This is a genomic window from Calditrichia bacterium (genome assembly GCA_020634975.1).
Lineage (GTDB): Bacteria > Calditrichota > Calditrichia > RBG-13-44-9 > J075 > JACKAQ01.
Map to the genome: position 1 here is coordinate 3287188 of JACKAQ010000001.1, position 16802 is coordinate 3303989.

Consider the following 16802-nt stretch of genomic DNA (forward strand, 5'->3'; position numbering starts at 1 on the left):
AAACATCTTGAAGATCACCTCAATTCAGATTAACTTAAATTTTTACCGAAACCAGCGTTGCCATATCCGGTTGTCCGGGATGACAACAGATCCTAAAAATTGAAAAAAACAAACACATGCTATTACTACTTTTTTGCGCTAATTTCCATCGGATTCTCCTTTTTTTGCTCCATTTGGGAAGCCGTTTTGTTGAGTATTCCGGCCTCATTTGTGGAAATAAAACGGGCGGAAGGACAGCCTTTGCGGAACATCTGGCGAAGTTGAAACAGAATATCGATGAACCGCTGTCGGCTATTTTATCGTTGAACACCATTGCTCACACGGTTGGTGCGGTGGGTGTCGGGGCGATGGCGGAAGATACTTTTGGCAGCGGAAAAATGGTCATCATTGGGTATGAGCTGCCGTTCTCCATCGAAGCGGTGGTTGCAACGGTAATGACGCTGGCAATCCTTGTTTTTTCTGAAATTATCCCCAAAACCATCGGCGCAACTTATTGGAAAAAATTGGTGCCGTTTACTACTCGTTCACTGTGGTTGGTGATGATTGTGATGAAGCCATTCATCTGGCTTAGTCAATTGATCACCAAAATGTTGAAAGGGATGAGCTCCAAAAATCGATCAGCCGGGAAGAATTGTCGGTGATGGGAAAAATCGGGCATCGCGAAGGCGTGTTTAACGAAGATGAATCGAAAATCATCCACAATTTGATGCGCTTCAGCCAGATTCGCGCGGATTCAATTATGACGCCGCGATCGGTTGTGGCGATGGCTAATGAGGAGCTGACCATTCGCGAATATTTCGAAAAACATCAGCCGATCAAGTTTTCCCGGATTCCCGTTTTCGGCGAAAATAGCGAGTCGATAACCGGATACGTTCTCAAAGATGTAATTCTGGAATATCTTATTAAAGATAATGGAAACAGTAAGTTAAAGGAAATATCCCGCCCGATTAGTGCGTTTAGTTTTGATTTGAGTATTCGAAAAATATTCACTTCTCTGCTATCCAAACGGGAGCAAATTGCGGTTGTTTACGATTCATACGGCAGCCTCGCAGGCATTGTGACGTTGGAAGATGTGATCGAAACATTGCTCGGTTTGGAAATTGTGGACGAAACCGATGCCGCAACCGACATGCAGGAACTCGCCCGCCAAAACTGGCAGGAACGCGCCAAAAAAATGGGATTGATTGAGAAATAACGGCTGACAAAACAGCAAACACAATGAACCGAAAACAGCTTGACCTCACCTTCAGCGACGACACGCGCAACAAAATCACCATTTTTGAGCCGCAGCAACCGGATGAAAAAAATACGCTAATCGCCATATTTCCGGCGATGGGCGTTCGCGCATCGTTTTACGAATCATTTGCGGCGGAACTGGTATCGCGAAATATTGCGACGGTTATCACCGATCATCGCGGGCACGGCAACTCCAGTATTCGCCCGTCGCGGTCGGTCAGTTTTGGCTATCAGGAAATGATCACCATCGATTATGTTGAAACGATTGCCAATATCCGGCAGCTATTTCCGGCGAAGAAAATAGTGCTGCTCGGGCATAGTCTCGGCGGGAAAATCGGTTCACTGTTTGCGGGACGATATCCGCAGGCTATCGATGGTTTGATTTTGCTGACGTCGTGTTCCGTGTATCAAAAAGCGTGGCGGGGATGGGCGCGTTGGAAATTGAAATTGGCAGTGGCAATCATTCGTTGGACGGCGGAAGTGCTCGGCTTTTATCCGGGACACCGGATGGGTTTTGGCGGGTTGGAATCGCGCGGCGTTATCCGCGACTGGAGCCGCCAATCGCGCTGTGGCGACTACATTGTGGACAACGCGGATTTCGATTATGAAGCCGGATTGCGGGAAATTAAAATTCCGGTGTTGGCAATTTCTGTTGCTGGCGATACGCTCGCACCGAAATTTGCTGTCGATCATTTGCTCGGCAAATTCGAGAAAAATCAACAGCTTACGCAAATCCATCTCGCAAAAAACGATCCGCGAAATCCGGGTTACGATCATTTTAACTGGGCGAAAAATCCGCAGAAAATGGTGGATGTCATTTTGGATTGGCTGAATGTTGGCAATGACGAATCCTGAGCGTTGTCGTACGGTGGCTTTTGCTGATAATCAAATCATCAAACCGCAACGCCTTCAAGCTCCGCAATCCGCTCGAACAACTCCGTAAACGTCCCCGGAAAAGCGATTACTTTTTTACCGAGGCGCATTTGCAATTCCGGCAGGGTCATTTCATCGAGAAAAACACCGTTTTCGTTGACGCATTCCGGCGGCAAAATAATGTAATCGCCGGTACGCTGCTCTTTCAATTGCTTCAAAATATCGCGCCCGACCAGCAACCCGGAGACCACGATGCTGTCGCCGTAAAATTCGTTGACAATAGGGTGCAATTTGAAAAACATATCGGGAATCTGGTTCAATTTGCGCATAAAATAGGTTTTGAGCACTTCCGCGCCCAGCGTTCCGGTCACCAAACTGATGCTCAGCGGACGATTTGCGGGATTTCGCAACTCCGGCAGTTCGTCTTCAAATGTATTCATTAAATCGCGGGTGAGTCCCACGCCGTTTTCCTGCTGCCAAAATTCTTCGTAATACTCATTTCCCGGGATGGGCGTGTTGGTTTTAATGTAAAATTCATCCGATAAATAAACAAACGAACTGCCCAACTCGGCTTTCAGTTTTTCGCGGCGTTCGTCCGTTTCCGCGATGGTTTTGAGGGCATATTCCTCCGTTACCGGATTCAGTTTGAACAAATTTTTGCGGTGTTTGGTGAGCCCCACCGGTACGATGGCTACCGACTGGATTTTCGGGAAATATTTTTTCAAATCCTCGATGGTTTTATCCAGATGCTTGCCGTCGTTGAGTTCCGGGCAAAGCACAATTTGGCAATTTAACTCGATCCCGTTTTCGGTGAGAAAATCGATTTTTTCAAATAACCGGTCATCAAATTTGATGCCCAGCATCGTTTTCCGCAATTCGGTGTCGGTCACGTGAACAGAAATGTAAAGTGGCGTAAGTCGTTGTTCTACAATGCGTTGCAGATCCTCTTTTGAGGTATTGGTCAGCGTGGTGTAATGCCCGTACATAAATGAAAACCGGAAATCTTCATCTTTAAAATAAATGGTTTTGCGCATGCCTTTGGGATTTTGATACACAAAACAGAAGATGCAGCTATTGCCGCAGGCGCGAATATTCATCTCCTGCAGTTCCAGTCCAAGGTCGTCGTCGTAATCTTTTTCGATCTCGAAAGTGACCTCTTCATCGCCCTGTTTTACCACCAAATCGATCTCTTCGTTGGTGATGTAAAAGCGGAAATCCAACGCATCTTCAATGATTTTTCCGTTGATGGAAACGATGTGATCGCCCGCTTCGATGCCCAGTTCTTCAGCGATGCCGCCGGGATATATTTCGATAATTTCAACCATTTTCAACCTGAAATTTGTGCCGCACATTGCGGCGATAAACCGTTCAATATTTTCTGCCCGAAACGGGCAATTCGTTAAAATACGAACAAATTTTGCCAATCAAAACGGGAGAATGAATATTTTCGTTGTGAAAAACGATCGTTTTTCTGTGCGCATTCGCATGCCGTTGAATTTTTTTGATGGTAATTTTCCGGCGCAAAATCAATTTTCCGATGGTTGTTAAATCTGCAGGATTATTTTTCGTGAACCAATTGCATCATTTCGAAATCAGAGAAGCAACCGCCGCGGACATTCCGGCGCTGGCGCAATTGTATCGCTCATTTTTGGCGGAGCAGATCGAATTTTCGCCGATTGTGATCGAGAATCCCGATTTTGACTGGGCAAACGAACTGCGTTTGAAATTGAACAGATCGAACGAAAAAATATTCGTCGCGGATGCCGGGAAAATTGCCGGATTTATTTGGGTTTTAGTACGAGCCGGGAGCAAACAGAATCAACAAAGAAACATCCTTAAGTTTTGGAAAAACAAAAAATTAAATGTGCAGCCGAAATTTACTTACATCCCGCACGGGATGATTCAGGATTGTTACATCGAACCGCAATTTCGCCAATCCGGGGTTGGCACAGCGTTGGTTGAATTTGCCAAAAAGCTGGCTGCAATCGCAGGGGATTTCCGAAATCGTTTTGATGGTGATGAAAGAAAATGCCGCGGGTGTCAACTTTTGGGAAAAAATGGGATTTGGGACGTATCGTTTAATCATGCATCACCACTTACCAGTCGAAATGGACGCAAAAAAATGATGCAATCCTTCCAGAAATTTGTGCGGCTGGACCGGCGGGAAAAGCGCGTTGTGCTGCGGGCATTTTGGCTGTTGCTGATTTATCCCATATTACGGCGAAAACTGACAATGCCGCAATTGGTCGCATTTTACGATAATGCGAAAGTTGGCGCGCTGAACGGCGTGTTGCCGGAACGATTGCTGGCGTTGGTGCAAACGCTGTTGCGCATCCGCATTCGCCCGTTGCACCCGAATTGCATGAAACAATCGCTGGTGATGTATCATTTTTTGCGCAGCGAAAATTATCCGGTTTCGCTGATTTTTGGCGTTGCCAAAACAGCAGATGGCGGTATTGACGGGCACGCCTGGATTTGTCTGAACGGTGAGCCTTTCGGCGAAGTTGACGATCCGCTCAGCAAATTCACTGTGACGCTGCGCTATCCGGCAATCGAATCCCGTTCGGACATCGCCGAAAACACAGCCCGGAAAATGCCTGCCCGATAAACTCGGATGTACCGATTCCCGCCCATTTTATCCTTTATCCCTTCGACGCCGCTCAGGGCAAGCCTTTATCCATTATTCTATTCAGTGGGATAAACCAGTCCCCACTGCTGCCGCAATTCGTCCATAATTGCCATCAGCGCCAGTGATTCATCCAGCGGCATAATATCGCTTTCCAGCCGGCCGTCGCGCAGGCAGCGCTGCACTTCCGCCGCTTCGTATTGATAACCGTTTTCTGCATACGGCGTTTCGATAATCTGCTCCGGCTGGTCGTTCAGGCAGAGCCGCAGGTATTTTGGTTTGTGGATCGGCGCATCGATGTAGATTCGTCCTTCGCTGCCGACGATCACCGCACCGACATTTCCGTAGGTTTGCATCGACGAATGAATGGTTGCCAGCCGCCCGTCGCGATAGCCGAGAACCGCGGCGGATTGCACATCCACGCCGGTGTCGCTCATCGTTGCCATGCCCGTCACGCGATCCGGCGTGCCGAACACCATCGATACCAGCGATAGCGGATAAATGCCCAAATCGAGCAGTGATCCGCCGCCGAGTTCCGGCGCGTACAGCCGTCCGGCGGGATTGCGCGGCAGGTTGAACGACAGCTCCGCGTGCATCGTTTGCAACTCGCCGATCACGTTTTGCGCGAGCATTTCCCGCAAACGAATGTGCGAGGGCAGAAACCGCGACCACATCGCTTCCATCAAAAACAGCCGCTTTTTTCGGGCGAAATCGATCAGCTTCCGCGCCTCTTTCGCGTTGATGGTAAAGGCTTTTTCGCAAAGCACTGCTTTCCCGTTTTGCAGGCAGAGCATCGCATCGTTGAAATGAAAAATATGCGGCGACGCCACGTAAATGGCGTCCACGGCCGGGTTTTCGGCGAGCGCTGCGTAACTGCCGTGGCGATGCGGGATGTTGTATTTTTCGCCAAACGCATCCGCTTTTTCCTGCGATCGCGAACCGATGGCCACCAGCTCCGCATCCGGCAGCGTTGACAATCCATACGCGAACGCATTCGCGATTTTTCCCGCAGCCATTATTCCCCAACGTATTTTTTCCATAATTTTCCCCGAATTTGTCGTCCGAAATTTTGTTCAGTCAAAGCCCTAATATCAAAGAATTGGGGCATTTTTCACAGCGGAAAATCGGAAAAGTGATTCGCCGTTGAATCGGGCGATTTCTGCATTCGAGCTAAAAGCGCTCATTTGGAGTAGGGTTGACAGCCTGTCAATCCCGCGTGTATTTAGCAGCTTTTTATTCAAGATTTTCAGTACTGCTGAATGGTTAAAATCAAAACATGACTCGCATTATTGTTCTCAAAAAAATATTTTTTCTATTATTTAGAAAAAATAATGTAACTTTTTGCAAAAATTTCAGTAAGTGTTCCCATAAATGCGGAAAGGAGCCGTTTTTGGACATCATCAGTCGAACCGAAGAATTGATTTTGCTGGCAGTGTGGAAATTACAGGGCAACGCCTATGGCATTACCATCCGGCAGCATTTGGCGGATACTGCCGGACTGGATTATTCCATCGGCGGGATTTACGTGCCGTTGGACCGTCTGGTTCGCAAAGGTTATCTCATCGCGCAGCAGGGCGAACCGACGCCGGAGCGCGGCGGCATGGCCAAACGCTTTTACCGGCTCACGAAAGCGGGAATGGCAGCGCTGAATGAAGCGCGTCGCGTTCACGAAGTGATGTGGAGCGGATTGCCGGATATCTCTCTCCGGGAAGGATAATTCGAGAAAGGAAAAAGGATAAAGGGTAAAGGAAAAAGGGATTTTCAAAATGGATTTGATACTTATTTGATTGGGAATGGTTTTCGGAAATGAGTGAAAAATTGATCCAAAATGATTGTGTACATGCGCCCAAAATTGCCCGTTGGCTGATGAAATCGCTGACGGTGGCATCGCATCGCCATGCGATTGTGGGCGATTTTGAGGAAATTTACCGCGAAATCCACCGGGAAAACGGGAGATTGCCGGCAAATTTGTGGTATTGGCGGCAAACGTTGCATTCAATTCCCGGATTTATCCATCACACCATTTACTGGAGTTTGCTCATGTTCCGGAATTATCTGCTGATTGCATTGCGCAATTTGCGCAAATATAAAGCGTATTCATTTATCAATATTGCCGGACTGGCGCTCGGCATTGCCTGCTGCATCCTCATTTTAATGGTTGTGGTGGACGAACTCAGTTTCGATCGCCACCATAAAAATGCGGCAAATATTTACCGTGTCGTCACCGATTTCAAGGTTGGCAACAACGAAATTCCGCTGGCGGTGACCAGCTTCCCGATTGCGCCGGCGCTGAAAACCGATTTTCCGGAAGTTGCAGAAAGCGTGCGGCTGGTGAAATGGGGGAATCCCACCATTAAACTGGCAGATGAGCAGTTCACCGAAAGCAATTTCTGGTGGGCGGACAGCGGTTTTTTCAGCGTTTTTTCGGCGGATGTGATTGCCGGAGATCTCCAAACCGCGTTAAAAAATCCGTTCTCCGTGGTGCTCACCCGCGCTACCGCGAAAAAATATTTCGGGAAATCCGATGCCGTCGGGCAATCGCTGACGCTCGATAATCAGCACGAACTGACCGTTACCGCCGTCATCGAAAATCTGCCCAAAAATTCCCATTTCCAGTTTGATTTGCTCGGCTCGTTCGCCTCGCTGGAAACGCTGGCCGGCGATGAAACGCTTTCTATCTGGCATGCGTTTTTCCAGATTTACACCTACGTTTTGCTTCAAAACGGCAGCGATCCCGCAACGATTGCCGCAAAATTGCCCGCATTTGTGGACACGCACATGCACGACGAAATGGCTGCCACATTTGGCAGAACTTACGGATTGCAACTGCAGCCGCTCACGGATATCCACCTGCATTCGCAGCGAAAATCGGAGTTGCCAGGCGGCGGTGATATCCTTTATGTTTACATTTTCGCGGCAATTTCGCTGTTTATTTTGCTGATCGCCTGCATCAATTACATGAATCTGGCAACCGCGCGTTCGGCGCATCGCGCCAAAGAAATCGGGATGCGCAAGGTGCTCGGCGCGTATCGCGGACAGCTCGTCAAACAATTTTTGGGCGAATCGCTGCTGATCAGCTTGCTGGCGTTGCCGGTTGCGCTGCTGATTGCGCAGCTCGCTTTGCCGTTTTTCAACGACCTGTCCGGCAAATCACTTACGCTGGATATTTCCGAAAATTTCCGGCTCATTTTGCTGCTGTCGCTCGGTTCCATCGCCGTGACCGGTTTACTGGGCGGCGCGTTTCCGGCAATTGTGCTGTCGTCATTCAACCCTATCCGCACGCTCAAAACCGCCGGATTCAGCCAATCCGGAAAAGGCGGTTTACGAAAATTGCTGGTGGTTTTCCAGTTCAGTGTGTCTATAATTTTGATCGCTTGCACGGTGTTGCTGTATCAGCAATTGCAGTTTTTGCGCAACCAGAAGTTGGGACTGAACACCGAACAGGTGATCACCGTTTCCGCAAATAGCGAAGGTGCGCAATCGCATACGGATGCGCTGCGAAACGCATTTTTGCAACATACCGGCGTTCAATCCGTTGCATCTGCAGTGTTTCTGCCGGGAAAAGGGATTTTAAATACACCGTGGATGAAACCGGGCAGCGCTGCGGAGGAGCGATTCGAAATGACCACGTTGCCGGTCGATTACGATTTTCTGGCTGCGATGGATATCTCGCTGACCGCCGGACGCAATTTTTCCCGCGAATTTGCCACGGACACCAGCGAAGCGGTGATCATCAACGAAACCGCCACGAAAACTTTTGGCTGGTTGCAACCGGAAGACGCCATCGGCGAAGAGCTGGAATGGCACGGCACCGGAACGGCGCAAGTCTGCCGGGTGATTGGCGTGGTGAAGGATTTCAATTTCCAGTCGCTGCACAACCCGATTGCGCCGATGCTCATTTTGCCGCTGGAACGCTGGCCCGGACCGATCAATTTTATGGTAGTGAAAGCGCAGCCGACGGATATCGCGCCGGTGCTGGCGCATCTCGAAAGCGAATGGGGCAATATTTTGCCCGGTGTACCGTTCCATTACACCTTTTTAGACGAAGATTTTGCCAATCTCTACACCAATGAAACAAAACTGGGGAAAATCTTTTTGATTTTTGCCGCGCTGGCTATTATCATAGCGTGTCTCGGTTTGTTTGGGCTCGGCGCGTTTTCCGCGGAACAACGCACCAAAGAAATCGGCATTCGCAAAACGCTCGGCGCCACAGTTCCCAATATTTTGGTGCTGCTCTCCCGCGATTTTATTTTTCTGGTGCTCGTCGCCAGTGTTGTTGCCACGCCGCTAGCATGGTGGACAATGAACCGGTGGCTGGATAATTTCGCTTACAAGATTCACATTCAGCCGCTCACGTTTGTGCTGGTGGCGGTTGTGGCGTTGATGATTGCGTTGCTGACGGTCAGTTTTCAGGCGATAAAAGCGGCGCTGGCCAACCCTGTGAAATCGCTGAAGTATGAATAGTTTTTTTTGAATAAAGATCTATTTTTCAAATACTTAATAAATGCAACGTTCGTTCAACCAACTGTAAAGGAGACAAAATGAAACGAACCGTCATTGGTGTGCTGGTGTTTGCACTGCTGGCTGGTTTTGCCGGAAGCGCAGGTTTTGCGCAGGAAAAACCGGCACCGGCAGATTCCGCTGCGAAAGCCGAAAAAGTGGATGAAAGCAAGTCCGATAAAAAGGACGAGAAAAAAGAGGAGAAGAAAAAAGAGACCTATATTAAAGACAAAGTGAAAGATCACGACGTCTTCCAAGGGCTCTTTACCATCTACCAAAATAAAGAAGATGGCTCCACATTCCTCGAAATCAAAAAAGACCAGATCGGCAAAGAATTTATTTATTTCAACCACATTCAGGATGGGGTTGTTGGCTCGGGATTTTTCCGCGGGCAATATCGCGGCAGCAAAATTTTCTCGATCCAAAAGCATTTCGACAAAATTGAATTTGTGGAAGAAAACACTTCCTATTATTTCGATCCGGAAAATGCGTTGCACAACGCGCAAACGGCCAACATTCGCTCCGCACCGCTGGCCGTGCTGAAAGTGGAAGCCAAAGATTCGCTGGAAACCGCGTATCTGGTAAAAGCCGACGGCTTTTTCCTCGGCGAAGATGTCGAGATGATCAAACCGGCGTATCCGCGCACGTACCAGGGTTACAAACTCGGTCGCCTCAGCAAGGATAAAACCAAGTTGATCGGCATTCGCAGCTATCCGCAAAATACGGATGTGGTTGTCGAATACGTTTACGAAGACGATTCCCCGGAAAGATCGCCCGGCGCAGGTGCAACCGATGCCCGCGTGGTGAGCGTTCGTGCGCAGCACAGCTTCATCGAAGTGCCGAAAAATGATTACAAACCGCGTTACGACGATCCGCGCGTGGGTTATTTTATGACGCAGGTGACGGACTTAACCTCAACATCTGCAACACCTTACCGCGACCTGATCCATCGCTGGCACCTGAAAAAGAAAAATCCCGGTGCAGCGGTTTCCGAACCGGTTGAACCGATTGTCTGGTGGATCGAAAACACCACACCCAAAGAAATTCGCGGTGTGATCAAAGATGCGGTGTTGTCATGGAATATCGCATTCGAGAAAGCCGGATTCAAAAATGCAGTGGTTGTAAAAGAGCAGCCGGACGATGCCGATTGGGATGCCGGCGATATCCGTTACAACGTGCTGCGCTGGACATCTTCCCCAAATCCGCCGTTTGGCGGCTACGGTCCCAGCTTTGTGAATCCGCGAACCGGGCAAATTTTGGGTGCGGACGTGATGCTGGAATACGTTTTCATCACCAATCGGGTGAGTTACGGCAAAATTTTCGATACCGCGCTGATCGAAGACGAAGCCGCAATGCCGGAATTTATGCTGGAAAATTTTGATAACCAGTATTGCACACTGAACAATCATTTGCACATGAACAACCTGTTTGGCACCACTGCGCTGAGCGCGTTTGGCAAGCCGTATAAAGAGCACAAAGAGCTGATTGACGAATCGATTTATTATCTGCTGCTGCACGAAGTTGGGCACACCCTCGGGCTGAACCACAACATGAAAGCCAGCCAATTGAACGATATGACTACGCTGGCGAACAAAAATGCCACCAAAAAAACCGGTCTCACCGGCTCGGTGATGGATTATCCGGCAATCAATTTTGCCACAAACGGACAAAAACAGGGGCAATATTACACCACAGTTCCCGGTCCGTACGATATTTGGGCGATCCAATTTGGCTATTCACCGGAATTGAACGATTCGAAAAAAATGGATGTGCATCTCGCCAAATCAACCGATCCGGCGTTGGCGTTCGGTAACGATGCGGACGATATGCGTTCGCCCGGAAAGGCGCTCGATCCGCGCGTCAACATCGGCGATATGTCCAGCGATGCGGTTAACTTCGCGCTCGGTCAAATCCAGTTGAGCAAAGAAATTACCGCCAATCTGATGACCAAACTCAAAACCGAAAACCAGTCGTATCAGGAACTGCGCGACGCATATCTGATTTCAACTGGATTCCATTTTAACGCGCTGCGGATTATTTCCCGCTATGTTGGCGGTGTGTATGTAGATCGCGCATTTGTCGGACAGCCGGGCGCAACCAAGCCGTTTACGCCGGTTTCCCGTGCCGACCAAAAACGCGCGATGGAAGCGTTGGCAACATACGCATTTGCACCGGATGCATACGACAGCCCGAACAATATTTACAACTATTTGCAATCGCAGCGTCGCGGTTTTAACCATTTCGGTGCACCGGAAGACCCGAAAATCCACTCGCGGGTGTTGGCAGTCCAGCGCGGTGTGCTGGCGCATTTGCTGCACCAAAACGTGATGGAACGGATGAGCGACACCGAATTGTATGGCAATGGTTACCCGCTTCACGAAATGATGGACGACCTGACAGCTGCTATTTTCGATGCGGATAAGTCCGGTTCTGTCAACAACTTCCGTAAAGGGTTGCAGGTGGAATATGTGAACCGTTTGCTGGCGATTATGGGTGAAGAAGGCAAATCCTCTTACGATCACGTATCGAAAGGATTGGCATATTATCACCTGAAAAATATCCACCAGATGATGACAACCGCCAACTCGCCGGACAGCGGCACCAAAGCGCACCGTGCATATTTGGCAGGCATGATCGACGCACAATTGAAAGAAATGTAATTCGATTTTATCACAGGTTTTATCACCGAAAGGGCGCATTTTGCGCCCTTTTTTATTGTCGCTCACCGATCAATATTTGACTCTCCGCTGTTTTTGGCTTACATTTTTTCGTTGAAAAAATCACAATTGTTAAAATGTGTTTGGTTATCAATCGCTGACTTTTGATAATAGAACGAGATTCCTACCCTTGCAGGAATCTCCAAATTTTCAGCAATAATATCCTGTTTTATAATAAAACAACGCTCTGCGCCTCTGCAGCTCATAAAAAAATATGATGAAAATTTCAATCAAATTATTCGCAATCGCCCGGGAAATGACCGGCAAAACCGGGTTGCAACTGGAACTGCCGGAAGCTGCCACGGTCGAAACGGCGTTGGCAAATCTGCGGGAAGCCTATCCGAAATTCGCCGAGCTGAATTCGTTTATGGTCGCGATCAATCAGGAATATGCGGAAAGAACCGACATGCTGCACGATGGCGACGAGTTGGCAATTATTCCACCGGTGAGCGGGGGATAAATGATTGAAATAACCGCCGAACCTATTGATATTCAAAAAGTTATCGACGCTGCAAATTCGGAAGATTGTGGCGCGGTGAACACATTTATCGGAACAGTTCGCAATCATTCGCACGGCAAAGCGGTTGTGCGGCTGGAATACGAAGCGTATCCGGAAATGGCTGGCAAAATGATCCAACGCATCATCGACGAAGCGAAAAAGCAGTGGCCGGTTCGCAAAATTGCGGTGTCCCACCGCGTTGGCGTGCTCGATATTGGCGAAACCGCGGTGGTGATTGCCGTCAGCACGCCGCATCGCAAAGAGGGATTTGCCGCCTGCCAATACGTCATCGACCGACTGAAAGCCATCGTGCCCATCTGGAAAAAAGAGGTTGCTGCCGACGGCGAAACCTGGGTTTCGGAACATCCCTGAAAGAAGGATAACGGATACTTGATAACGGAAAAAGTGAAGAAAATCGCGTTGAAGCGGGAATGTTTACAAATGAGAGCCAGGGTTACTTTTTACCTTCTTTTTATCCTTTATCAATTATCCTTTATCCTTGTAACGCCAGCCTTCCCGCAAAACCAGCCAAAATTTATTCATTACAGCATCGCCGACGGGCTGTCGCAAAACTCCGCCAATAGCATATTTCAGGATAGCCGTGGATTTATGTGGTTCGGTACGCAAGCCGGTTTAAATCGCTTCGACGGATATGAATTCAAGGTGTTCAAACACAATCCATCCGATTCGCTAAGTATCAGTAATAACTGGATTTGGGATATTTTCGAAGACAGCCGGGGAACGATGTGGATCGGCACTTTTGGCGGCGGGCTGAACCGTTTCGATCACGAAACGGAGACTTTCCGGGCGTTCCGGCACGATCCGCAGGATTCCGCGAATACACTGCTGGACGACACCATCTGGTTCATCGATGAGGATGATTCGGGCATTTTGTGGGTCAGCGGCAACACCGGGCTGAACCGGTTCGATCCCGCAACCGGGGAAATCCGTCACTTCCGCTTCACGGAAACGGACAACAACTGTTTTCACCATGTTAAAAATGACCAAAACGAACTGTTTTTCACCACGCCGCAATATTTTTACCGCTTCGATATGCGCACCTGCGAATACACCCAATACCCGATTTACGCAGATTCTCCCGGCAAACAAAGCATCATTCGATCGCCGATTGCGCTGGACAAAGACGGCACGCTGTGGCTCGGCACCGGCGACGGATTGCTGCGCGTCTCGTTTGACGGCGATGCTGTTTCCGGCAGGCATTTTTATAATGCAAAAAATGCCAATCTGACCAACGAAAAAATTTTGTCGCTGTTCATCGATAGCCAACAAACGCTCTATGTCGGTTCGGAAGGCGGGTTGTATACGCTGGATCTGACCGATGAAAATTATCGCCAAACACCTGAAAATGCTGAGTTTAGAAAAATATCACATTCGCCGTTTGTCCAATCGAGTTTGAGAAATGACCGGATTTATTCCATCGGCGAAAGCCGTGGCGGCGAGTTGTGGGTGGGCACCGAACTCGGGTTGAGTCGCCATGACCGCACCACGCGCAAATTTGAACATTTCGCTTACATTCCCGGCGAAGCCAACACGCTCAGCGATCCGCTGGTGCTGGACATCGAAGAAGATGCGCAAAACCGGCTGTGGATTGCCACACACAACGGATTGAATATGTATGATCCGCGAACGCAGCGATACCGCCATTATAAAGCCGGCGACAACCACCCGGATGAAGCGTTGCGATACAACTACGTATTTTCGCTGCTGGCCGATGCCAAAAAACCGGGCGGCATTTGGGTGGGAACGATTCGCGGCGGCTTGCACTGGTTCGACTGGCAAACCGGCAATTTTCAGCAGTTTCCATTTTCGCCCGGCGCAAAAAACGGGACGCTATCTGCGAGTATTTACACGATTTACGCAGATAAATCAGGCGATGTCTGGGTGGGCAGTTCCGGCGGTGTCAGCCGTTATTTGCGAAATGAAGATCGTTTCGATCGCGTGGCGGATTCGCTGTTTGCCCGCAATTTGACTCACAAATTTGTTTATTCCATTTTGCAGGATCGATTCGACCAATTCTGGTTCGGAACCGCCGGTGGAATAAACCATTTTGATCCGGTATCCGGCGAGTTGCGGGCATATCTCAACGATCCAGATGAGCCGGGCAGCCTGAGCAATAATTTTGTGCTCTGCATTCACGAAAGCCCCAAAACCGGCGATATCTGGATCGGCACCAACGGCGGGCTGAACCGCTTGGTTCGCGAGCCGGAAATCCATTTCCGCAGCTATCGCCAAAAAGACGGGTTGCCGGACGACCTGATTTACGGCATTTTGGAGGATGACGCCGGCAATCTCTGGCTCAGCGCCCAAAACGGGCTGGTGAAAGCGGAAGTTTTTGGCGACAGCCTGGCGTTCACACTGTTCACCAAAAGCGACGGATTGCAGGGTGATGAGTTCAACATGAACGCGTTTTTGCGCGGCAAAAATGGCAAAATGTATTTTGGCGGCTCCAACGGATTTAATGCGTTTTTTCCGGAGAATGTCACGGAAAATCAGTTTGTGCCACCGGTGGCGATCACTGATTTCCGGGTGTTGAACGAATCGGTGCCCATCGCCGGAAACGGGCAGCAAACGCATCCGGAAACATTCACTATCCCCAAAACAATCAATATGTTAGATGCGCTGGAATTGTCCTGGCGACAGAATGTATTCTCGTTCGAATTTGCCGCGCTGAACTTTACCAATCCGCAGGAAAACGAATTTGCCTACATGATGGAAGGCTTCGATGAAAATTGGATTTATTCCGGCAATCGCCGGTTTGTCACCTACACAAATCTCGATCCGGGCGAGTATATTTTTCGGGTAAAAGCCAGCAATAACGATGGCGTTTGGAACGAAACCGGCAAAGCCATCCGCATTTCCATTACGCCGCCACCGTGGCGAACCTGGTGGGCGGGCATCATTTACGCGATCATTGTTTTGGGCGGGATTTACGGGATTATCCGTTTTCGCATCCGCGAAGCGCAGCGCAAAATTGGCGAACAATCGCGCATCGAGCGTGCGAAAACAGAGGAGCGCGAACGGGTTCGCAAAAAAAGCGCAGCGGATTTTCACGACGAAGCGGGGCATCTCATCACCAAAATCACCCTGTTTCTGGAATTGGCGCGACGGCAGGCGAGCGAAAACAAGCTGCTCAACGAATATCTGGATAAAATGGAAGAGCACACCAAATCCCTTGCCGGCGGCATGCGCGATTTTATCTGGGGGCTCGATCCGGAGAAAGATTCGCTGCAAGAAACGCTGATCCGGCTGCGCGATTTTGGCAATAAATTATTTCAGCACAGCGATGTGCGCTTTGTTGCCAGTCCGCTGGTTTCGGATTTCGGGCGGGTGGAACTGGACATCGACGATCGCCGGGCGATCATGTTTATTTTCAAAGAAGCGATGCACAATTGTCTGAAGCACGCCGCTGCAACCAACGCATCGCTGGATGCGCATCTCGAAGGAGAACGTTTGCATATCGCATTTTCGGACAATGGGAAAGGGATTTCGCAACACCCGAAAACCGGTGGTTACGGGCTGAAAAATATGCAAAGCCGCGCCGCGAAAATGGGTGCAACCTTGCAAATCAGCAGCGAAGCGGATCGCGGAACGCGCATTGTTTTTGAAAAAATACTGACAAAAATCCCTTAAAATCCCAAAATCCAATTTAACGCATATGGGGGATTGAAAATCGCCCGGAAAGCACTTACATTCACTTATGGCAGAAGAAACGATTTACGTTGCAATAGTGGAAGATGACCGGGAAATCCGTCAATTGTTGACGCTGATTATCGACGGCTCGCCCGGTTACGCCTGCAAACAGTCGTTCAACGATTGCGAAAGTGCGATTCCTGCGATTGAAAAAAATCCGCCGGATGTGCTGTTGATGGATATCGATTTGCCGGGAATCTCCGGCATCGAAGGCGTTCGCCAAATCAAGGAAAAACAATCGGATATCGATTGCATTATGTTGACGATCAAAGAAGATGATGAATCGGTGTTTGAATCCATTTGCGCCGGTGCAACCGGTTATTTGGTGAAAGATACGCCACCGGTTGCGTTGCTGGAAGCCATCCGCGATGTGTATAACGGTGGTGCGCCGATGAGCGCCAGCATCGCCCGCCGGGTGATCGGCTCGTTCAAAAAACCGGCGGAATCGCCCCTCACCACCCGCGAAACGGAGATACTCAACTTGCTGTGTGATGGCGAAAATTACAAAACTATTGCCGATAAATTGTTTATCAGCGGCGATACGGTTCGGGCGCACATCAAAAATATTTATCGTAAATTACAGGTTAATTCCCGCGCGGAAGCGGTGAAAAAAGCGATTAAAAACCGGTTGGTCTGAGGA

Annotated in this window: 11 protein-coding genes and 1 pseudogene; 10 read left to right on the plus strand and 2 right to left on the minus strand. The window is 49.2% G+C overall.

Features of this window, described 5'->3' with window-relative positions; genetic code table 11:
- Positions 1-99 precede the first annotated feature (99 nt).
- Both H6629_13180 and H6629_13185 read left to right on the plus strand, forming a co-directional pair.
- Positions 100-1195 (plus strand): annotated as a pseudogene (locus H6629_13180) (HlyC/CorC family transporter).
- Between the two features lie 23 nt (positions 1196-1218).
- On the plus strand, positions 1219-2091 hold the full coding sequence (locus H6629_13185) for an alpha/beta fold hydrolase (protein MCB9068748.1): 873 nt from the start codon (positions 1219-1221) through the stop codon (positions 2089-2091).
- Positions 2092-2129: 38 nt separating this feature from the next.
- On the opposite strand, the gene H6629_13190 is transcribed toward H6629_13185, so the two are convergent.
- Positions 2130-3434 (minus strand): DUF512 domain-containing protein, encoded by a 1305-nt coding sequence (locus tag H6629_13190; protein ID MCB9068749.1) that lies wholly within the window; start codon positions 3432-3434, stop codon positions 2130-2132.
- A gap of 242 nt (positions 3435-3676) precedes the next feature.
- Here H6629_13190 and H6629_13195 point away from each other — a divergent pair, with 242 nt between their 5' ends.
- Complete coding sequence (locus tag H6629_13195; protein MCB9068750.1) at positions 3677-4717, plus strand: lasso peptide biosynthesis B2 protein; 1041 nt, start codon at positions 3677-3679, stop codon at positions 4715-4717.
- 77 nt (positions 4718-4794) lie between these two features.
- Here the strand turns inward: H6629_13195 and H6629_13200 are convergent, their stop codons facing one another.
- Positions 4795-5775, minus strand: a complete 981-nt coding sequence (locus H6629_13200) for a Gfo/Idh/MocA family oxidoreductase (GenBank protein ID MCB9068751.1) — start codon at positions 5773-5775, stop codon at positions 4795-4797.
- A gap of 350 nt (positions 5776-6125) precedes the next feature.
- On the opposite strand from H6629_13200, the gene H6629_13205 reads away from it, so the two are divergent.
- The 7 genes from H6629_13205 (at position 6126) to H6629_13235 (ending at position 16799) form a co-directional block, all read left to right on the plus strand.
- Positions 6126-6452, plus strand: a complete 327-nt coding sequence (locus H6629_13205) for a helix-turn-helix transcriptional regulator (protein MCB9068752.1) — start codon at positions 6126-6128, stop codon at positions 6450-6452.
- Positions 6453-6541: 89 nt separating this feature from the next.
- A complete protein-coding gene (locus H6629_13210) occupies positions 6542-9199 on the plus strand; it encodes an ABC transporter permease (protein MCB9068753.1) in 2658 nt (885 codons plus the stop codon).
- A gap of 77 nt (positions 9200-9276) precedes the next feature.
- Positions 9277-11895 (plus strand): zinc-dependent metalloprotease, encoded by a 2619-nt coding sequence (locus H6629_13215; GenBank protein MCB9068754.1) that lies wholly within the window; start codon positions 9277-9279, stop codon positions 11893-11895.
- A gap of 271 nt (positions 11896-12166) precedes the next feature.
- A complete protein-coding gene (gene moaD / locus H6629_13220) occupies positions 12167-12412 on the plus strand; it encodes a molybdopterin converting factor subunit 1 (GenBank protein MCB9068755.1) in 246 nt (81 codons plus the stop codon).
- Positions 12413-12823: a molybdenum cofactor biosynthesis protein MoaE gene (locus tag H6629_13225; protein MCB9068756.1), complete on the plus strand. Its 411-nt coding sequence runs from the start codon at positions 12413-12415 to the stop codon at positions 12821-12823.
- 69 nt (positions 12824-12892) lie between these two features.
- Positions 12893-16102 (plus strand): hypothetical protein, encoded by a 3210-nt coding sequence (locus H6629_13230; GenBank protein MCB9068757.1) that lies wholly within the window; start codon positions 12893-12895, stop codon positions 16100-16102.
- 67 nt (positions 16103-16169) lie between these two features.
- Positions 16170-16799, plus strand: coding sequence for a response regulator transcription factor (locus H6629_13235; GenBank protein MCB9068758.1), 630 nt, complete (start codon positions 16170-16172; stop codon positions 16797-16799).
- Positions 16800-16802 lie beyond the last annotated feature (3 nt).